Origin of the sequence: Mesomycoplasma ovipneumoniae (assembly GCF_033343935.1) — a bacterium.
GTDB lineage: Bacteria > Bacillota_I > Bacilli_A > Mycoplasmatales > Metamycoplasmataceae > Mesomycoplasma > Mesomycoplasma ovipneumoniae_G.
Genome location: NZ_JAWPGQ010000009.1, coordinates 1 through 20,977, shown reverse-complemented (window position 1 = coordinate 20,977; position 20,977 = coordinate 1). Strand labels below are relative to the sequence as shown.

Annotated in this window: 16 protein-coding genes and 9 tRNA genes; 22 read left to right on the top strand and 3 right to left on the bottom strand. The window is 28.2% G+C overall.

The features are described 5' to 3' along the window. Nucleotides 1-14 precede the first annotated feature (14 nt). A complete protein-coding gene (locus R7X45_RS02755) occupies nt 15-398 on the bottom strand; it encodes an MAG1140 family protein (RefSeq protein WP_318055823.1) in 384 nt (127 codons plus the stop codon). Then, nucleotides 370-2,409 carry an Mbov_0121 family peptidase domain-containing ABC transporter gene (locus R7X45_RS02750; RefSeq protein WP_318055822.1) on the bottom strand — a complete coding sequence of 680 codons (2,040 nt, stop codon included), beginning with the start codon at nt 2,407-2,409 and terminating at the stop codon, nt 370-372. The genes R7X45_RS02755 and R7X45_RS02750 overlap by 29 nt, the downstream gene beginning before the upstream one ends. 75 nt (nt 2,410-2,484) lie before the next feature. Here R7X45_RS02750 and R7X45_RS02745 point away from each other — a divergent pair, with 75 nt between their 5' ends. From R7X45_RS02745 to R7X45_RS02695, 11 genes are all read left to right on the top strand, one after another. After that, nucleotides 2,485-3,681 (top strand): phosphopentomutase, encoded by a 1,197-nt coding sequence (locus tag R7X45_RS02745; protein ID WP_318055821.1) that lies wholly within the window; start codon nt 2,485-2,487, stop codon nt 3,679-3,681. A gap of 202 nt (nt 3,682-3,883) precedes the next feature. Next, nucleotides 3,884-4,678, top strand: coding sequence for a transcription antitermination protein NusB (locus R7X45_RS02740; RefSeq protein ID WP_313359299.1), 795 nt, complete (start codon nt 3,884-3,886; stop codon nt 4,676-4,678). Next, the gene (locus R7X45_RS02735) at nt 4,644-5,105 is read left to right on the top strand and encodes a hypothetical protein (RefSeq protein ID WP_313359298.1); all 462 of its coding nucleotides are present in this window, start codon (nt 4,644-4,646) and stop codon (nt 5,103-5,105) included. Before R7X45_RS02740 ends, R7X45_RS02735 begins: the two co-directional genes overlap by 35 nt. Beyond that, nucleotides 5,106-5,819, top strand: a complete 714-nt coding sequence (locus tag R7X45_RS02730; RefSeq protein WP_318055820.1) for a TlyA family RNA methyltransferase — start codon at nt 5,106-5,108, stop codon at nt 5,817-5,819. Further along, nucleotides 5,812-6,957, top strand: a complete 1,146-nt coding sequence (locus tag R7X45_RS02725; RefSeq protein ID WP_318055819.1) for an aminotransferase class V-fold PLP-dependent enzyme — start codon at nt 5,812-5,814, stop codon at nt 6,955-6,957. Before R7X45_RS02730 ends, R7X45_RS02725 begins: the two co-directional genes overlap by 8 nt. Then, nucleotides 6,950-7,372, top strand: a complete 423-nt coding sequence (locus tag R7X45_RS02720; protein ID WP_318055818.1) for an iron-sulfur cluster assembly scaffold protein — start codon at nt 6,950-6,952, stop codon at nt 7,370-7,372. Before R7X45_RS02725 ends, R7X45_RS02720 begins: the two co-directional genes overlap by 8 nt. Beyond that, nucleotides 7,359-8,057 (top strand): pseudouridine synthase, encoded by a 699-nt coding sequence (locus R7X45_RS02715; protein WP_318055817.1) that lies wholly within the window; start codon nt 7,359-7,361, stop codon nt 8,055-8,057. The genes R7X45_RS02720 and R7X45_RS02715 overlap by 14 nt, the downstream gene beginning before the upstream one ends. A 55-nt stretch (nt 8,058-8,112) precedes the next feature. Further along, nucleotides 8,113-8,616, top strand: coding sequence for a signal peptidase I (lepB, locus tag R7X45_RS02710; protein WP_318047541.1), 504 nt, complete (start codon nt 8,113-8,115; stop codon nt 8,614-8,616). A gap of 467 nt (nt 8,617-9,083) precedes the next feature. Further along, complete coding sequence (locus R7X45_RS02705) at nt 9,084-10,580, top strand: hypothetical protein (protein ID WP_318055816.1); 1,497 nt, start codon at nt 9,084-9,086, stop codon at nt 10,578-10,580. A gap of 433 nt (nt 10,581-11,013) precedes the next feature. Further along, nucleotides 11,014-13,113 carry a S8 family serine peptidase gene (locus tag R7X45_RS02700; RefSeq protein ID WP_318055815.1) on the top strand — a complete coding sequence of 700 codons (2,100 nt, stop codon included), beginning with the start codon at nt 11,014-11,016 and terminating at the stop codon, nt 13,111-13,113. Then, entirely contained in the window at nt 13,103-14,554 is a 1,452-nt protein-coding gene (locus R7X45_RS02695; protein ID WP_318055814.1) for a hypothetical protein, read from the top strand. The genes R7X45_RS02700 and R7X45_RS02695 overlap by 11 nt, the downstream gene beginning before the upstream one ends. Before the next feature lie 316 nt (nt 14,555-14,870). Here the strand turns inward: R7X45_RS02695 and ylqF are convergent, their stop codons facing one another. Beyond that, entirely contained in the window at nt 14,871-15,662 is a 792-nt protein-coding gene (gene ylqF / locus R7X45_RS02690) for a ribosome biogenesis GTPase YlqF (protein ID WP_230580389.1), read from the bottom strand. 78 nt (nt 15,663-15,740) lie between these two features. On the opposite strand from ylqF, the gene R7X45_RS02685 reads away from it, so the two are divergent. The 11 genes from R7X45_RS02685 (at nt 15,741) to gyrA (ending at nt 20,588) form a co-directional block, all read left to right on the top strand. Beyond that, nucleotides 15,741-15,817: transfer RNA gene (locus tag R7X45_RS02685), tRNA-Arg, on the top strand. Nucleotides 15,818-15,894: 77 nt separating this feature from the next. Next, nucleotides 15,895-15,971: transfer RNA gene (locus R7X45_RS02680), tRNA-Pro, on the top strand. A gap of 3 nt (nt 15,972-15,974) precedes the next feature. Next, nucleotides 15,975-16,051, top strand: a tRNA-Ala gene (locus tag R7X45_RS02675). 2 nt (nt 16,052-16,053) lie between these two features. After that, nucleotides 16,054-16,130: transfer RNA gene (locus R7X45_RS02670), tRNA-Met, on the top strand. A gap of 30 nt (nt 16,131-16,160) precedes the next feature. After that, nucleotides 16,161-16,236: transfer RNA gene (locus tag R7X45_RS02665), tRNA-Ile, on the top strand. A 4-nt stretch (nt 16,237-16,240) separates the two neighbouring features. Then, nucleotides 16,241-16,331, top strand: a tRNA-Ser gene (locus tag R7X45_RS02660). Between the two features lie 24 nt (nt 16,332-16,355). Next, nucleotides 16,356-16,430, top strand: a tRNA-Met gene (locus R7X45_RS02655). A 1-nt stretch (nt 16,431) separates the two neighbouring features. Next, nucleotides 16,432-16,507 (top strand) — tRNA-Asp (locus R7X45_RS02650). Between the two features lies 1 nt (nt 16,508). Beyond that, a tRNA-Phe gene (locus R7X45_RS02645) sits at nt 16,509-16,584 on the top strand. Nucleotides 16,585-16,921: 337 nt separating this feature from the next. After that, a complete protein-coding gene (locus R7X45_RS02640; RefSeq protein WP_334308814.1) occupies nt 16,922-17,638 on the top strand; it encodes a hypothetical protein in 717 nt (238 codons plus the stop codon). A 394-nt stretch (nt 17,639-18,032) separates the two neighbouring features. Next, entirely contained in the window at nt 18,033-20,588 is a 2,556-nt protein-coding gene (gene gyrA, locus R7X45_RS02635) for a DNA gyrase subunit A (protein ID WP_318055812.1), read from the top strand. Nucleotides 20,589-20,977: the final 389 nt, after the last annotated feature.

Sequence of the window (20,977 nt, the reverse complement as noted above, 5' to 3'; positions counted from 1 at the left end):
TATTTAATTTTATTCTATTTTGTAAAAAGATCTAAAAAATTACCTGTATTTTTTAAAAAAAGAACTGCCGGCAATTGAGTTTTTGGCTTTAATAATAGTGATTTTGTGAATTCAATAACAAATTCATTCTGTTTTACATTAACAATTTTTGTAATTTCAAGTCTAATTACTCGGTCCTGAAATTGAAATTGGGCAAATGAATCTTTATCCATTAAATAATATATGTCTGAATTTACTGTTGCAAATGTTTTATGTTTTTCATCAATTTCTAAGATAAAATTAACTGTCCTATAAGTTTTTATTTGAAAAAAATAGTAAAAACTTGCACCCATCAAAATTAGCAAAAAGACACTAATTATTATTGTTATCTTATTGTTTTGATATATCTTTGATGTCAAAAGTTTCTCCTTGTTCAATTACATATCTTTTTGAATGAGAAATCTCGATAAACATTGCATTTTTTTGGTAATTTGAGATTACTTTCTTTAAAAATTCAAAATTTTTCTCATCGATGTTTTCAAAAGCCTCATCTAATAAAATTAAGTCAAAATCCTTAGTTAAAAGTTGCAAAAGTGCGATTATTTGCTTTTGTCCGCTAGAAAAATTTGAGCCGTTGTTAATAAATTTTGAATCAAGGGAAATTTGCCATTCATAAAGCATTTCTTGAATGTCAAATCGTTGAAAATTATTAATTAAATTCTGAATTTTTTCAGGATTTTCATTTGTTATAAAGGAAAGAACACTGATGTTGGGAAAATAATTTTGCGATTTTATATAGCAAATTCTCTTGCGTAATTCATTTTGGTCATAATATTTTAAATCAAGATTATTAATTAAAAAATCACCGTTATAAACAATTTCCTGGTTTAAAAGTCGCAAAAATGTAGACTTTCCGCTTCCATTTTTTCCAATTATGTGCAAATTTTCTTTGATTTGAATTTTTTCAATGTAAAAAAGTGTCTTATTTTTATAATAACTCACGCTTAAATCTTTTAGTTTTATATCTGAAATTTTTTGGTGATATTTGCCGGTTGTTTCTTTTTCAATGTTGAGCACAAAATTTAAAAGCTCAAATTCCTTTAAAAAAATTGGCAAATTAGTGACTATATTAACAAATGAAGAAAGCGGATTAATAAAAAAACTAAAAAAACTTAAAAAAAGCAGTAATTCACCAATTGATAATTTTTTATCAAAAATTCAAAAAGAGGAAATAACCACAATTAAAATTGGCGCTATTGAAAAAAGAAAATTATTAAAACTTGATAAATAACTCTCTTTTTTCCAAATATTGAATTCTGTCTTTTTATAACGGTAATACTTTTCATCAAATTGATGTTTTAAATTTTTATAAACATCATCACGCTTTAAATTTTCAAGCGAAAAAATCATGTCATTTGTGCTTGTCAAACTATTTAGTTGATCTTCCATTAAAAATTGGTGATTTTTTGAAATACTTTTTCGCACAATTATGCTAATAAAAAGGTAAATTATGCCTATTCCAATAATTAAGCCTAAAATTTTAATGTCTATCCACAGTAATATAAAAAATGAAATTAAAAAAGTAATAACTTCGTTAAAAATATGGTAGTAAAAACTGGCCGAAAAAGCTGCAAAACTTGGAATTAAATTGATTCTTCTAATGTAATCATGATTGTCTAATTTTAAAAGTTGAAAATTTTTACCTGTTTTTAAAGCATTAAAAAAACGATCAAAAATATCTTTTTCGATTTTTAGTTCAATTTTATGAATATATATTTTTTTAATAATGTCCTGTAAAATTCGCCAAATTACAATCCAAGCAAAGAAAAGACTCACTTTTATGACAAGACCTAAATCTTGTTGGGGCAAAACCTTGTCAATTATTGTTTTCATGAATAACGAAGATAAAAAATTACTAACTGCAGTTATAAAAAATAAAAAAATAAGATACCAATTACTTTTTGACTCAAGGAAAAACCACCAATTATTCCATGATTTATCTTTTATTTTTGATCTTTTATATTCAGGATCTTTTTGAGCAAAAATTACAACATTTTGGAAAATTTTTGCCATTGTTTCAGGTTTAATTTTTACTTTTCCTTTTAAGGGATCGATAATTTCAAATTTTGATTTTTTTACTTTTGTCAATAAAACATAATGATTTAAATCACCAGTTTTAATTAGAATAATTGTTGGTTTTACGATCTCTAAGGTTTTTAAATTCTCATAAGGACCCCCGTAAGATTCAAGAATAATTCCAAATTCCTTTGCCAGTCGCTCTAAATTAGCGATATTTATCCCGTCATTTGAATAAAAAGCTTTTGTTTTTAAAGAGTTTATTGATAGTTTTTTATCATAAAAGAAATGATAAATTGATTGAAGAACCGCCAATCCACAATCTTTTAAATCCTTTTGCAAAAATACTTTCATCTTCTGCCCTAATTGTTGTAAAATTAATTAAAATATTAAAAAATAGAAAAATTTAGGAAAAACTAACAAAAAATTATGGAACAATACAAATTTAATCGAATTTTCTTAATAGTAACTGATTCGCTTGGAATTGGGGATGATGGTTTTCAAGACAAATTTGGCGATTCGGGCGCAAATACTTTATATTGTGTTTCAAAAACTGGTGAATTAAGAATTCCTTTCTGAAAAAAAATGGGAATTTCTAATGTGGCTAAAATTGAAAATAGTGGCAAAATAAATAAAGAACCACTTGCTTATGTTTCAAAAATTATCGTAAAATCAAATGCAAAAGACACCCTCGCGGGTCATTGAGAAATGATGGGAATTGAAACTACTGAGCCTAACCCAAATTTTGATCAGGGTTTTCCTAATGAACTAATAAGAGAGCTCGAAAAAGCATTTGATAATCGAGAAATTATTGGCAATAAATCAATTAGCGGGACTGTGATTTTGTCAGAATTAGGACAAAAATCTATCGACGAGGGCAAAATAATCGTCTATACCTCGCCTGATTCGACTCTACAGATTTGTGGTCATGAAGAAACATTAGGGCTTGAAAATCTATATCGCTATGCAAAAGCTGCAAGAAACATTTGTTCTTCAAAGCCAGAATGAAATGTTGCTCGCGTTATTGCTCGCCCTTATATTGGTCAAAACGGAAAATTTACACGCACTTTTAACAGACATGACTATGCAAACACACCGCCAAAATCAATTCTTGATAGATTACAGCAAAAAGGAATTGAAACTATAGGAGTCGGTAAAATTGGCGATATTTTTTCAAAACAGGGGCTTGATAAAATTTTTGGGCCTGACAGTGATGAAAATAATATGGATATCACAATTGATATTGCCTCCAAATCCACAAAAAATCAATTTATTTTTGTGAATTTGGTCGAATTTGACTCAAGTTATGGCCACCGTCGAGATATTATGGGCTATTGTCAAAATTTAAATAATTTTGACATTAAACTAGCAAAATTAGTAAATACTCTAAAAGATGATGACTTATTAATTGTTTCTTCTGATCACGGAAATGACCCTTGTTTTCCCGGCACAAATCACACACGCGAGGCTCTACCGCTAACAATTTTTTCAAAAAAATTCACATCAAAGTCCAAAAAATTAAAAAATCCAGTTGATTCACTTGCAACTATTGGAAACATAATCGCCAGAAATTTTCAAGTTGAGCTAGCAGAAATAGGTGAAGATATTTTTGATTCTTTAGAATAATTATTCCTTGAACTTACAGTTTTAAATATTTTAATTTCAGAATTTTTCCAACAAAAGAGCTAAATAATTGCTACAAATTTTTTTTAATATATTGAAAAATGATAAAATTTTATTAAATTTAAAGTATAATTTATTATTTTTTTATAATTAGTCAGATTTAAACTCAATTATCTAGCTTGCAAAAGCAAAAAAGTGGAATAAAATGAATCATTTAAACAAAAAAAATTCGGCAAAAAGCCAAAAATATAGGAATAAGAAAAAAAATACTCTTCCTTATTTTGATCTAGAAGCAAAGGAATTTGCACACGTTTTACAAAAGCAACGCTCTCTTTTTGTAAGTTCGCTCGATTGTAATAGTTCTAAAAATTTACCTGGTAATTTAAGTCAAAATGACACTCAAGATGGGGCAAAAAACTGTGACACCTTGAGTGCTCCAAGTTGTCAACATAACAGTAATTTAGTGAAAATAACCTATGAAAATCGAGCTTTTTGCTCAAATAGTGAACCAACAAATTACCAAGATAAGCATATTAAAATCTTTGAAGACAACGAAGAAAATAGTTGTCTTGAGTTTCAAAGTCTATCCAAACAACGAATTAAAAGAATGGCCAATATTTCAATTATTTATGGTTCACAACTTTTTGATCAAAATATTGACATTGATGAAATAAAAAATAAGTATTTTGAAGTCACTTTTGATCAGTTGAAAATACTTACTTTTGTCAAGAAAAATTATGTTTTTTTGAAAAAAGTCATTACTTTACAGTTAAAATCTAATTGAAGTTGAGATAGAATGTTGCCATTAATTCGATCAATTTTGCTTTTGGGAGCTGCTGAATTATTTTTCCAACCACGTGGAATTATTTTTAATGAGGCTATTGAAATCACTAAAATTTTTAGCATTGAAGGTGGCGATGAATTTAGTTTTGTAAATGCTGTTTTGCAAAAAGTATACAATTATTATGAAAACAAGAATCTTCTTAGACCTCAAAAATAAACATGAAATAAAAAGTCATATCAAAATTGAGATCAAATTTTGAAAATATAAAAAAATACTTGGAAAAAAATTTAAATTTTTATTTTATAACCTTTCAAAAATTTTAGAAATTAGTGTTTCAAATCAACAGTGTGCTCAACTTGATTTAAAATTAGTTAATAATATTTACAAAGTTGAAAATTGAATTTCATGCATGAAACAGTTTTTAAACCTAAATTTACTCTCAAACTTAAGAATTCATAAAAATTTAGCAATCTTTTTGTTTTATAGTTGACAAATTTACCTACAAAGATTCAAATTCAGACAAAAATTATTCGACTTTGAAGACCGTCGAAGAGATGCTTTTAACAATTTATCGCTTGAATGAATAAAAACTGATCCAAATTTTAATATCAAACTCATTGAAATTTTAAGGAGATGAAAATAAATGAACCTACTTAGCAAAATTCTAAGCATGGGTTTTGAAAAAGCTGAATCATTAATTAAAACTGGTCATGTAAAAGTCAATAATAAAATATGCCTTCTGCCAGCATATAAAATTAAAAATTTAGACCAAGTAACTGTTGAAATAAAGGAAAAATATGTCTCCCGCGGCGCCATAAAATTACTTTGAGCTTACGAAAAATTCGGACTTGATTTTAATGACAAAATTGTTCTAGACATTGGGTCTTCTAAAGGTGGTTTTACACAAATTTGCCTTGAAAAAGGAGCAAAAAAAGTTTTTGCGCTTGATTCAGGCTTAAATCAATTAGATTATTCTTTAAGAATTGACCCTAGAGTTTCAGTAAAAGAAAAAACCAACATTAAATATGTTACAAGTGATTTTTTTGATGAAAAAATCGACATAATTGTTTGCGATGTTTCCTTTATTAGTCTTAAAATTGTTATTAGTGTTATAAAAAATCTGTTAAAAAAAGGGCAAAGTTTTATTGCTTTATTTAAACCTCAATTTGAGGCTAGCTCAAAATATGTCCAAAAAGGCGGTTATGTTTCGCCCGAATTTCATGAGTTTTTAATTAACAGACTGGTTGAATTTGCTAAAAATGACTTTGATTTTGTTAATTCAACTAAATCACCAATTAAAGGACTAAAATCAAAAAATATCGAGTATTTTTTGCATTTTATCAAGAAAAATGACTAATTATAAACAGTTTTTTCCTTTTTTAAATAAAGTAACTTATTTAGATTCTGCAGCAATGACGCAAAAGCCAATATCTGTAATTGAAAAAATTAACCATTTTTACACAAATTGTGCAGTTAATACACACTCATCAAATTCAAAAATCGCCTTTGAAAATTTACAGATTTTAAACCAAACTCGCGAAAAAATTGCAAAATTAATTGATGGTTTTGCTGAAGAAATTATTTTCACATCCGGAACAACAGAGTCAATAAACCTTTTTGCAAACATGATTAAAAAATTCATAAGAAGGGGAGATGAAATTTTATTATCACCCTTAAATCATTCTTCAAATCTACTTGTTTGAGTCAAAATTGCTCAAAAGGTGGGTGCAAAAATTGTTTATAGCACAAAAATAATTGACAAAATTTCACCAAAAACAGCTGTTATTGCTTTAAGCCAAGCAAATAATTCAATTTTAGTAGATCTAGATTTAGCCAAAATTTGAGAAAAAGCTTTAAAAAACGGCTCTTTTGTAATAAATGATGCAACACAATCAATAAACTTTCAAAAAGTTAGTATGAAATTTTGTCACGCATTGGCTTTTAGTTCTAATAAATTTTACGGGCCAACTGGTTTAGGTGTGCTTGCAATAAAAAATTATTTGATGGGGCCGCTAGAACCTGTAAAATTTGGAGGGGGCATAATTCGAAAATTTGACAAAAAAAATTTGCTTTTTTATAATGATTATCGCAAATTTGAAGCAGGAACACTAAATTTTGCTGCAATTTGAGGCTTAAATGCTGCTATTGATTTTATAAATGAAATCGGGTTTGAAACAATTTATAAAAAAATTAAAATTCTGGCCGATTATTTATATGAAAAATTAGAAAAAATTGATGATATTGAAATTTTTTCTAAAAAAGGCGACCACATTATAATTTTCAATATTAAAGGTTTTAGTGCCCAGGATGTTGCATCATACTTAGGAAATAACGATATTTATGTTCGAAGCGGCAATTTTTGTGTTCCGTTACTAAAAAAAGTGCTAAAAAATGATAGTTTCATCAGAGTTTCGCTTGGTTTTTACAATGATTTTGCTGATATTGACGACTTAATTACCAACTTAGAAGAAAAGAGGTTTTTAGATTTTGTATAATGATTTTATTATTCGACGAAATATTATTGTCGATGCTAATGAAAAATTCAAAGAAAAGAAACGAATTTGTAAGTCAACAAGCTCTGAAATGAACAATAATTGTGATGATTGGGCTCAGTTAGACTTAGAAATTATTGGTCAAAAAATTAAAAAAATACAATTTTGCGCTTCTGGTTGTACACTTTTGCTCGCAAGTTGTTATTTATTTGAAAAAATTTTAATTAATAAAACCATAAGTGAAGCGCAAATTTTACTTGAAAATTATGAAGAAATGATTAAATCTCAAAAAATTATCCCTATTTTAGAAGATTTAAATGCACTTTTTATGGTTAAAAGTCACCCAAACCGAGTAATTTGTATTAGCCTTCCTTTGTTTTTGTTGCAAAAACAAATTAAAAATCATGAAAACAGTTAGAATTCATAAATTTTTATCGCAAATGGGAATTGCCTCCAGACGAAAAGCCGAAATATTAATCAATGAAAAACGAATAAAAATTAATGGCAAATTTGCACAAATAGGCCAAAAAATTTCTGATCTAGATGTTGTTGAGTTTGACGGTCAAAAAATAAATAAAAAACCAAAAATCGTCTGATATGCGCTAAATAAACCAAAAAATTATATTACAAGTCGAACTGATCCACAAAATAGGCCAACAATAATGGAATTTTTTGATAAAAATTCCTATTTGTTTCCAGTAGGCAGGCTAGATTTTGAAACAACTGGTCTAATTTTGGTAACAAATGATGGCGAAACTAGCAATAAATTACTTCATCCTAGTTCAAAAATCCAGAGAACATATTTAGTCAAAACTGATTTTAATTTAAATGATGAGGAAATCAACTTTTTGAATAACAATGAAATTTATTTAGATAATGTAAAATCTATTCAAAAAGTTCAAAAAGTTGCCTCCCGAACATATATTGTCAAAGTTTGGCAAGGTTCAAACCATCATGTTAAAAAAATTTTTATATCTGTTTCCAAAAAAGTACTTATGCTCCGAAGATTAAGTTTTGCAACTATTGAACTTGGAAATTTAAAACCAGGTGAAAAACGTAAACTGTCTCAAGCTGAAATTTTGTCACTAAAGAATATTTTTTAACAAATTAAATTTTAGCTAAGCAACTATTATATATAATTATTCCTGTAATACTTAAATGAAAAATGATTCAACTATGGAAAAAAATAATTTTGTAACTGATAAGCCAAAGAAAAAATTTTTTAATAAAAAAACTTTTTTATTTGTTTTGTCAGCTTTAGTCTTTTCAATTGCCCTAACAGTTTTTATTCTTTTTACTTTTATTTTTAGGTTAGTTGATGTTGAAGGTAACTCGATGTTCCCAACTCTTCAACACGGGCAAAAAATTTTTATTAATAGGGTAAAATCACCAAAAAGAAACGATATTGTCGCTTTTAATTACAAAGAAATAGTTTTAATTAAAAGGATTTTAGGTCTGCCAGGTGATAAAATAACTGTTAAAGAAAATGAAATTTACATAAATGATAAAAAAGTTGCAACTTTTATCAAAAGTGCAACTTTTTTATTCGATGGAATAGTGCCTGAAAATAAATTTTTTGCTGTTGGCGATAATTTGGAAAACAGTAGCGACAGCAGAGATTTTGGATTTTTTGATCTAGGTGATGTCATTGGAATTTTATAGGGGTTAGTGCTACTTTATATAAATTTGTTAATTCATAAATATAGACAACTGTTAAAATAAAAAAATATAATTTTTTTACAAAATATTATGAAATTATATTTTTTTATTTTTTACTTTCTTGTTTTTGAAGATCATGATATAATTTGTTAAAAATATAAGAACAAATTATAAGGAGAATTTAATGAAGGTAACAACCAATTTTATCTGTTTTGGCAATTTTTGCAGATCATAGTGATTTAACCAAAAACAAAATTGGTTATTTTGAAGATTTGAAAAGCATCGGTCAGGCACTCCTAATTTTAAAAATATGTTAAAAGCTAGCGAAAATACTTACTTTATTGGAAACTAAAAGAAATTAGAAAAAGCAGAAAAAGCAGGTTACTATCAGATTTATGTCAAAAAATTTAAATTTGTAACTTTTGATAATTCTGTTGAAGATAAATTAGCACTTCCTTATTTGGTTAATGATGAAAAATAAACTAATTCTTACTAAATTTTTGGGAACAACCCTTTTAATTCCGGCATTTTTTTTAACTTCCTGTGGAAATTTAATTACTTTTATTACTAAACAGATTTTTAACATAGATGACGGAATTAACAATCCAGAAAATTACAATTCTTACTATTTTTTAAATTTACTAGCAAAACATTATGAAGAATTTAATACAAAAAACGGTACTTTTTCAGCCCTAAATCTGTTTTATAATCAACCCGAAAAACAACGGGACAACATTTGATTCCTTCGCGAACCTGATGATCTAATAATTGAAAACTTAGAACAATTTCAAAAAAATATAGTTGATAGAACTGAAGAAATTATAAAAAATAATCCTAATTTTGCAAATGTTAATACTTCTGAACTCAAGTCAGAATTTGAAGACAAATTTCTAAAAGGAGAACTTCTTGAAAAAGTCTTAGAAAAAAACAATATTATAATAAACGAACATGGTAGATATTGAAAGCCAAGTCGTGTTAGCTACTATTATTTTGAAGAAAATGGTTCTTCAAACATTATAGCCACAAGATTTATACCAGATTATGTTATAGAAGGAGAATTAGAACAACCCGATGTAGTTTTTAAAGATTCGCCTTTTTTTAATGTTATAGTCTACCCTAAAAATAAAACAATCACTTTTAGGGACATTGACGAAGGAATTTACGCCGACGATAATGATAACATTATAGATTATAAAGAACAGAAAAAAAGGAAAATATTAATTGAAACAGAAGCTAGAAAAATTTATAATAAACTCGCAAAAAAGTACAATTTGTCAAAAAACAAGATTAGTACTTCATCCCCCTTTTTTATGTCTATTATTATCAATTTTAGCCGAAAAATTAATAATATTAAAACTTTAAAGCCAAAAATTCTTGATTTAATTACAAATAAAATCAATCCTTGATCTAATAGTTTTCTACCAAAAAAACATGCAATTATTAAAAATATTGACGAATTTAAGACAACAATTATTGACCGAATTTTAAAATTGGATCCTAAATTAAAACTTGACCAAAATGATCTAATTTCTGATTTTGAACAGAAATTTCTAAAAGGCGAAAAACTTAATGAATTTCTAAAAAATAATAATATTTTTATTTACGAAACTTGAGAGCGAATTGGTTATGAACCATTTTGAGGAAGTGTTCTCCACCCTATATCGCCCCCTACTAATTTTTCAAAAAGGGCTGAAAGAGAAAAATTGGTTCTTAGAAAAACAGAAAATAATAATATTTTTTTGACAACAATTTTTCAAACGGATTTAACACTAAATTTTGTTAGAAGCCCTGAATCTAGTTTTGAGAAAGTTGCCTTCCAAATCTTGGCTTTTCCCAAGAATAAAAATATAGTTTTTGATAAAAACGTTAGTCGACTTGAACTAATTGAAGATTTAAAAAACAATTATTTAGATAAATATGAAGAATCAAAAAAGAAAAGAAAACCAGTGCCAATAAATCACATATAAGTTTAAATTAGTAGAAAAAAATCAGACAATTAGTTTTTTATTTATGATTTTGATTGTACTCACTTGTTAATTTTTTTCTGTTATGTTCATTTTAAAAGATTCGAACAAGTTATTTCCCTAATATAAAACTTGGGCTTTTATATGATAAGTAACTTTTAGGTTTGGATCAATTTTATTTCTTTTATGTTGTAGAAGGTCAATAATTTATTGTAAGAATTTTAAAATTTTTTAGAATATTGAAAATTATTAATAAATAAAGCTCATGATTATTAGTAATAATTTGTTAATAAAAGTATAATGATAAAATATTTATTTAAAAGTAGAAGTCGGGTTTTCAATAAAAAAATTAAAGTATTAATAAAAGTAATATAATTAAATTAAAACCACAAAACATGTTATAATTTTTATAAATAATTTTAATTGGGTGTGAAAAATGAAATTAGCAAGATTTAAAAAAATAATTTTATTATTGGTGTTTTGGCCATCAATTTTTTTAATATATCACTCTTTTCTTATAAATTTTGATACTAAAAAATATTGATATTCTTCAAATTTTAGTAATAAAATTGATATAAGAGAGCCTTTTGCAAAACAGTTAAGTAACTCGGCAAAAATTGATGATTTTGATAATCAATTCGAATTAAAACTACTATTAAACCCTAATTTCTTGAGTACTGAGTCTAAAGAAATAAGTAATTTTAATCTTGAATTTATTAAAAAAATAGAAAAATCAGGATTAAAATTCAAAGAAGTGAAGAGTAGTAAAATATTACCAATTGTATGGTTTTATTTTGATACCGAGAATGATAGAGAGTTTTTTGTAAAAAATTCAATGGAAAACTCGTTCATTAGTCGTTACATCGTATATAAAAATGAAGGAAATAAAAAAACAAAGCCTTTAAGTTGGTTTCATTATAATGATCAATTTCTAAATGGTTACAACTATTATTTATCTAAATATTTACCTAAAAGTGGATTTGACAAGTTTAAAGAATCAATATCAAAAAATATTAAGATAGTTAATTTTGAAGAACAGGCTAATAAGGATAAATTAACTTACAAATCACCAAAAACAAAAGTTGGCGCAATCGAAGTTGAGGATGAATTTAACTATGATTTTAAGAGTTATTTTAATGATAATAACATTCATATTAACGACTTGGGATCTACTAATAAGTGAATTAAACCAATTACAACGAAGTATGATGAAAACGAACCATATCATTCAACTTTAGTATTATTAATATTAGGTAGTAAACTAGGCATTGATACCAAGTCAACTTCCTATTTGTCTATATTTACTACTAACAGTCAGTGACAAAAAGCAATTGAATGAATGGTTGAAACCAATAATGTTAGGGTAATAAATCACAGTTATGGGGCAACAGGGAAAGATTTTTACGATTATAAAGAAGACGCCTTTTTTCTTGATTTTTTAGCAAGAAAATATGGTGTTATTAACGTTTTTGCAGCTGGTAACGGTGCAAGGGAATATTCTGATGAGAAATATGAAGACCACCCTTGAATAGATAAGAAAAGTTTATCTTTAAATTCTATAGTTGTTGGCGCACTCGATGATAATTCTGAACCTTGAAAAATTGCGAAGAACAAAATTGCTGACTATTCAAATTATAAAACTGGGCAAGAATATTATGAATTGGCTAAACCTTTAGTCGTCGCTCCCGGACGGATTTATAATCCTGTTACTAATTTTAAGGATCGTTTTGTTAGAGGAACTAGTTTTGCTGCCCCTATTGTCACTGGTTTAATATCAACATTCCTAAGAGAAAAACCAAATTTAGATAATGATGACAATAGACTAATAGCATTAAAAGCGATTTTATCTGCTTCAGCAATTTCACCAGATCATAGTGATTTAACTAAAAAGAGAAGTGGTTATTTTGAAAAATATGGATCAGGCACTCCTGATTTTAAAAATATGTTAAAAGCTAGTGAAAATACCTACTTTATTAGTGACCAAAAAAAATCAGACCAGGAAACAATTTTTACTAGCAAACCATTTTGAGTAAATTCAAACGACAGAATTAAGGCTTCTTTGTCTTGGATGTTTAATGCTGGTCTTTTAAAAAATAAAGTAGCTGCGCCTGACCAGAGCAGCTACGTAAGTTGATGATGATTTTTAACACCTTTTGCTCCGGTTGGTTTACCAGTTGCAGGCGCCGGTGCTATTTTAGATGCAAAATCTAAGATGAACCAACATAAAAATGACTTTGACAAATGGTCTGAAACACATATTAATTCTGAACGTTTAAAGCTAGAAACTACTAAAAAAAATCAAAATGGCAATCTTGTTTCAGATTATGATTTGTATTTGCAAAAACTTGATTCAAATAATAATTGAGTTGATGTTTCTTGGTCAACAAGCTCTAAAAGCAATGATGAATTAATCAATTTTAAAGCAGAAAAATCAGGCTACTACCGGCTTTATGTCAAAAAATTTAAATCTGTAATTTTTGATAATTCTGTTGAAGATAAATTAGCACTTTCTTATTTGGTTAATAATGAAAAATAAACTAATTCTTAGTAAATTTTTGGGAACAACCCTTTTAATTCCGGCATTTTTTTTAACTTCCTGCGGAAATTTAATTCATTTTATTAATAAACAAATTTTTAACAAAGATGACGGAATTAATAATCACCAAAATTACAATTCTCACTATTTTTTAAATTTACTAGCAAAGCATTATGAAGAATTTAATGCAAAAAACGGAACTTTTTCAGCCTTAAATCTGTTTTATAATCAACCCGAAAAGCAGCGAGACAAATTTTTATTCCTTGGCGAACAAAGTAGAATAACAATTGAAAACCTCGAACAATTTCAAAAAAATATTGTTGATAGAACTGAAGAAATTATAAAAAATAATCCTAATTTTGCCAATGTTAATACTTCTGAACTCAAGTCAGAATTTGAAGACAAATTTCTAAAAGGAGAGCTTCTTGAAAAAGTCTTAGAAAAAAATAATATTATAATACGCGAACGTGTCAGATATTCAAGGCCAACTCGTGTTACCTACTATTATTTTGAAGAAAATGGTTTTTCAAACATTATAGCCACAAGATTTGTACCAGATTTTGTTAAAGAAGGAGAATTAGTTCAACACACTATAGTTTTTGATGATTCGCCTTTTTTTAATGTTATAGTCTACCCTAAAAATAAAACAATCACCTTTAGGGATATTGATGAAAAAATTTATGCTGGTGATAATGATAAAATTATAGATTATGAAAAGAAGAAAATATTAATTGAAACAGAAGCTAGAAAAATTTATAATAAACTCGCAAAAAAGTACAATTTGTCAAAAAACGAGATTAGCGGTTTATCCCCCTCTTTTATGTTTAAAATTATCGATTTTAGCCAAGAAATTAATAATATTAAAACTTTAAAGCCAAAAATTCTTGATTTAATTACAAATAAAATTAATCCTTGATCTAACAGTTTTTTACCAAAAAAACATGCAATTATTAGAAATATTGACGAATTTAAAACAACAATTATCGACCGAATTTCAAAATTAGATCCTAAATTAAAAATTGACCAAAATGATCTAATTTCTGATTTTGAACAAAAATTTCTAAACGGCGAAAAACTTGATGAATTTCTGAAAAATAATAATATTTTTATTTACGAAACTTGGGAACGAATTGGTTATGAACGATTTTGGGGAACAGTCCTCCAACCCATATCGCCCCCTACTAATTTTTCAAAAAGGGCTGAATGAGAAAAATTGGTTTTTAGAAAAACAGAAAATAATAATATTTTTTTGACAACAATTTTTGAGACGGATTTAACACTAAATTTTAATACAATTCCTGAATCTAGTTTTGAGAAAGTTGCCTTCCAAATCTTGGCTTTTCCTAAGAATAAAAGCATTATTTTTGATAAAAACGTTAGTCGACTTGAACTAATGGAAGATTTAAAAAACAATTATTTAGATAAATATGAAGAAAAATAAAAAGAAAACGCAAAAGAAAAAAACCATATATAAATTTAAATTGGTAGAAAAATCAGACAAATAATTTTTTATTTATAGTTTGTGGTAAAAACTCATTAGCATTTTAAGCAACTATTTTATAGACTTCTTTTAGTTCTAAAAGTAAAAAACCTAAAAAGCATAAAGTTAAAATCTAAAATAATAAACTTGCTTTTGGGTCACAAAAGCAAGAAAAACACCCCGTTTTTGTACCTAAATTAACACAATAATTTAGGTATTTTTAAAAATTAACTATTCTAAAAAAAATTTTTTAATGAACTTTAATTTTCTTAAAAAATTAATCTAGTGTAATTTTTTGTTTGCCAATATGCATTAAAAATCACTTTCGACAGCGAGGCAAATCTAGACCGCTTTTATTTATAAATTTTTTATTTTTGCACAAAATCAACAAGTTTTCTTCGATTTCTGAATCAATTAGTGAAGGTTTTAGTTCCAAATCTGTGATGAAATTTGGATATTGTTCGGAAATAATTTTGTATGCTTCAATAAAAAGATCACTAATATTTAGAATTTCTCACCTTATCAAACCAATAATAGCTAATTTTACGGCTAAAATTTGATCATCCATTTTTGGCAATAGGATACCTGGGGTATCAAGAAAAAGAAATTTATCATAGCTAATTCATTGATTATTTCTCGTTATTCCCGGCTGGTTTCCTACTTTTAGTTGCGATTTTGTGATTAAATTTATTAGCGTTGATTTTCCAGTGTTAGGTACTCCGACAACAAAACATTTTAGACTTGGCGAAAAAAATTTAGTTGAATTTTTTTCTTGTTTTATTTTAAAAATTTTATTTAAATGTGATATAATTTCTAATCTAGCTGAATAATCTCGTAAATTTACAAAGAGAACAAAAAATTTTTTATCCGTAAAAAATTTTTTTATTTTAGTGAATTTATTTTTATCAGCTAGATCAATTTTTGTTACTATTACTAGTGTCATTTTTTGCTTTGCAATTTGTAAAAAATTCTCATTTAGACTAGAAATAGGACATCTGCCATCCACAACTAAAATAAAAAGATCTGCTATTCGCGCTTTATTTTCTATGTCATTTATGCTTTTTGCCATATGGCCTGGAAATCAATTTATTTTCATGCAATAAATTATAAATCTTTTTATTAAAAAAGTGGTATAATTGTAAATTGTGGTCACGTAGCTCAGTAGGATAGAGCACGAGCCTTCTAAGCTTGTGGTCAGAGGTTCGAATCCTCTCGTGATCGCCATTTTTTTATTTTTAAAAATAAAAAAAAATAAATAAAAAAATTTTGCTTTTTCAAAAAATAGTGTATAATTATTAATTGGAGAAGTAGCTCAGCTTGGCAGAGCGCTACGTTTGGGACGTAGTGGTCGCAGGTTCAAATCCTGTCTTCTTCACCATTTGGGGGGGTAGCTCATCTGGCTAGAGCGCCTGTTTTGCACGCAGGAGGTAGAGGGTTCGACTCCCTTCCTCTCCACCATTGGCTCTATAGCTCAGTTGGTTAGAGCGTCCGGTTCATACCCGGAAGGTCATGAGTTCGAATCTCCTTGGAGCCACCAATTTTCATATAATATATAACAAAATCGCCTGGATCTATAGCTCAGCGGTTAGAGCATCCGGCTCATAACCGGTTGGTCATTGGTTCGAATCCAGTTAGATCCACCAAAATGGGCAATTACCCAAGTGGCTGAAGGGACTAGTCTTGAAAACTGGCAGGGGTGTGAAAGCCCGCGGGGGTTCGAATCCCTCATTGCCCGCCATTTATTTTAAAAATTTCTTAACACAGCGGAGTAGAGCAGAGGTAGCTCGTTGGGCTCATAACCCAAAGGCCGTAGGTTCGATTCCTACCTCCGCAACCAAGGTCTAGTAGTAAAGTGGTTAATACGCCTCTCTGTCACGGAGGAGATCGCGGGTTCGATCCCCGTCTAGACCGCCATGGCTCCGTAGCTCAGTTGGTAGAGCAACGGTTTGAAGCACCGTGTGTCACTGGTTCGATTCCTGTCGGAGCCACCATACCTAATTGCAACCTCCAATAATTTATAAGTAGTTATAATAAAAATGTCGTAGATTACGGCATTTTTTAATTTTTAATTTTTTTTTAATATTTTTTAGTTAAAAAAAATATTTATCTTGTAAAATTTAGTATTTATTTTTATGTAGAGAGAAGGTATTAACAATTTTTTACCAAAATCAGGATTTTTATCTTTCCCTTACTGTAAATTTACTAATTTTCCTTTTAATTATTCTAGCAGTTCCGGTTTTAATAGTATTTTTGATTGCAATTGTTAAACCGCGAATTAAACGAACGTCAAATATTTATCTCTATTCACTCAGCACCGGTCTTTTGTTGATGGTTGCAACAGTCGGACTTATGCAAGAAGGGTTCAATGGTGCTGAAAATTTCGCTCATAGCTATGGTGATCTAGAAAATTTATTTAAAATTCTAATAATTGGCGGTGGTTCAATTTTAGGTCTGACAAGTGTTTTTATTGCCCGTTGATTTTTTATTCGCATTTTTAAAAAAGATTTGCATTTGGATCACAAACAGCACGATCATAGCGATCATATTGTAAATTTTTCTGACATTGACAGTCCAAAATCCGCTTGACTTGCAATTTTACTTCTACTTTCACACCGAACAATTGATGGATTTATATTAGGATCTGTCATTGCCAGGGTGACTGCAGGAGAAGAAGTTAATTGATATTTAATCGGAACTTTTGTCGCTCATATGTTAATTGAAATTTTAATTATTCACTATCGGCAAGTTCAATATGGTCAAAGTATTAAAAAGTCCGTAATTTACAACTTAATTACAACGCTAATTTTAATTCCAATTATCGTAATAGGTGCTTTTTTGAATAGATTTTTTATTCAAACTGGTTGACTAATTCCATTTTTCAATGTTTCTGGTGGAGCAATTTTGAGTTTTGTGGTAATAATCGAATTAGTTCCCGAATTTATTCACCTCAGGAATAATCCCTCAAAACAATGGCATATTTCGCTTATTCTTTTTGCAGCTGGAATTGTTTTTGCTCTAATTCTTTTAACACTTCACCAACACTAGTTTGTAAAAAGCATAACTTAATTTAGCAAGTTTTTTTGCAAATTTTTAGAAAATTTCGAGCCTTACAAAGCTCGTTTTTTTATTTTTTAAGGAATTTGCTTGAATTATTAAGGTCAAAATTGACTATTATAGTTTTGCATCTATTATAAAATGCCGTATTTTATGACACTTTTTTTAGTTGACCGCATTTTTATCTAAGGTTTAAATTTCAACTTTTGATACAAATTATTTTTTAAATCAAAACTAAATTTATTATTATCAAAATTAAAATATTTTTTTTAATTATGTTGGCATACATAATTAAAAATTTTTCAAAGTTTTTCAACCAAAAACTCAAAAAAAGCAGGAAATTATGGTATAATTTTAAAATTAGTATTGCTTTAAAAGGAAATATATGATTGAGGACAATAAAAACCATAAAGATAACGAAGAAATCAAAGAAATTGATTCTAGCTTAAATAGTGACGATGACAAATCGGATGACTCAGACCAAATTTACGAAGTTAAACCAACAATTTTAGAGACAGTAACTGACAATATTGTTCCAATTAAAATCGAAGATGAAATGAAAGTTTCATTTCTTGATTATTCAATGTCAGTTATTGTTTCAAGAGCTCTACCTGATGTTCGCGATGGACTAAAGCCGGTTCATAGACGAATTTTATACACAATGAGCGAACTTGGAATAACTTCAGGAACTAGTTATAAAAAATCAGCTAGAATTGTCGGTGATGTTCTTGGAAAATATCACCCACATGGTGATGCTTCTGTTTATGATTCAATGGTTCGAATGGCTCAACCTTTTTCACTACGTTACCCACTTATTGACGGACACGGTAATTTTGGTTCAATTGATGGCGATGAAGCTGCGGCAATGCGTTATACTGAGGCGCGACTGTCAAAAATTTCTAATAAAATGATTGAAGGTATTAAAAAAAATACTGTAAATTTCAGACCTAATTATGATGCAAGTGAAATGGAACCCGAAATTTTACCAGCACGATTTCCAAATTTATTAGTTTCAGGGGTTTCTGGGATTGCTGTTGGGATGACCACCAAAATTCCTCCGCACAACTTAGGTGAAATTATTGAAACTTTTATTACTTTTGCAAGAAATCCAAATATTGACATTAATGAATTAATTGAGACTCTTCCTGGTCCAGATTTTCCAACAGGTGCAATAATTTCGGGAAAAAAAGGCATAAATCAAGCATATTTAACCGGAAAAGGTACTTTTTGAATTAGATCAAAAGCAAAAATTGAACATTTAAATTCAGGTAGATCGCGAATTATTTTTTACGAAATTCCTTATGAAGTTAAAAAACCTTCTATTATCGAAAAGGTTGCTTTTTTAGTAAAAAATAAAAAAATTCTTGGAATTAAAGATATTCGTGATGAAAGTACTCGTCACGGAATTCGTGTTGTTTTTGATATTAAAAAAGGATTTAATCCTGAAGTTATTTTAAATAAACTTTATCACAGCACCGATTTACAAATTAGTTATTCAATAAATATGCTTGCGCTTGTAAAAGGTGTGCCAAAATTAATGAATTTAAAGGAAATTTTAAGTCATTATCTTGAACACCAAAAAGAAATTAATCTTCGTGCGCTGAACTTTGACTTGGAAAAAGCTAGCGAAAGACTTAATATTTTAAGCGGTTTAAAAATTGCTATTGAAAATATCGACAATGTAATTGCTATTATAAAATCTTCAAGTTCAGACCAAATCGCTCAAGAAAGATTAGCCCAAACTTATAATTTAAATCCTGTTCAAACAAAAGCAATAATTGACATGCGTCTTGGTCGGCTAACTAGTTTGGCAATCGAAAAATTAATTAGCGACATTGAAAGTCTAAAAATCGAAATTGACGAAATTAAGTCAATAATTGAATCTCCTGAAAAACTAATTGAATTGATTATTACCCAACACAAAGTAACCGCTGAACAATTCAGTGATCCACGAAGATCTGAAATTATTACCGAAATTATACGACTTAATGAAGAAGATTTTATCCCTAATGAAAAAGTAATTATTTCTCTGACACAAAATAACTATGTAAAAAGGTTAAATTTAGAAGAATATCGCCTACAAAATCGTGGTGGTTTTGGTGCTTCAGTTTCAAATTTATACAAAGATGACGAGCTAAAATCTGTTTGCATCACAAACACCCACAGCGATCTTTTAATTATTTCTTCACGGGCTAAAATTTTCAAACTTCGGGCTCACCAAATTCCCGATAGCTCAAAACAAGGAAAAGGTCTCCCTTTTTTAAATCTTGTACAAGTGCAAAAGGATGAAAATATTAGTGCTTTAATTCCTTGAAACCAGCAATACAAAGATCATTGGCTTATCACAGTTTCTGCTTTTGGTTATATTAAAAAAACGGAACTTTCAGAGTTTAGTTATATTCCAAAAAATGGAAAAATCGCTTTAAAACTTGTTGAGGGAGATTATTTAAAATCAGCTTTTATTGTGCCAGCAAGTTCTGAAATCAATATTATTTTAGCTTCATCCCAAGGGCTTGTAAATCGCTGGCCAATTAAATTATTGCGAAATACCGGTCGGGCTTCAATCGGTGTTAAAGGAATCGCTCTTGAAGAAGGACACGAAATAGTTGGCGCTTGTTACACTTTTGGCAATGATTTTGTCTTTAATTTAAGTAAACATGGTTATGGGAAAAAAACTCCTGTTGAAGAATATCGACTAACTGGAAGAGCAACTAAAGGACTAAAAGGTCTAGACGACGAAAAGGCTGGTGATCTTATTTTTGTCGGCACAATTGGACCAGATCAGGAAGCAATAATTATCACTAAAAGAGGTTTTGCAATTAGAATTGATCTTGATAGCGTTCCAATAATTAGTCGTAGGACAAAAGGGGTAAAATTAATTAAACTCAAAGGTGAAGACGAAATAAGTTTTGTTACTTTAATTAAAAAAGAGACAAACTAATCTATCAATTTTAGACAAATCACTAACAAATTCACAGTTAAAGAAAATTTAAGCGCATTAAAATTACAGAACCTAAAGATTTTAAAATCCTAATTTTGCATTTTACAGTGTAATTTAGACGCTGATTTAAAATATTAAATTCATCCCTTTGTCTTAATTTTTGCCATCAAACTGGCAAACCCAGGAAAAATAACTATCAACCCAAAAACACTAAATTTTAAGTCTAACCATTACAAAAGAAAAATCTACTTATTAATCAAACTAAAAATGCTAAAATTTTAGCTTAAAAAGCAAAATTATGAAATTTTTAAACCACTTTTTTAGTTTAAAACGCTAACAAAAACCATAAAAAAATACAACTACTATTTAAACTCAATGCAAATAGAAAA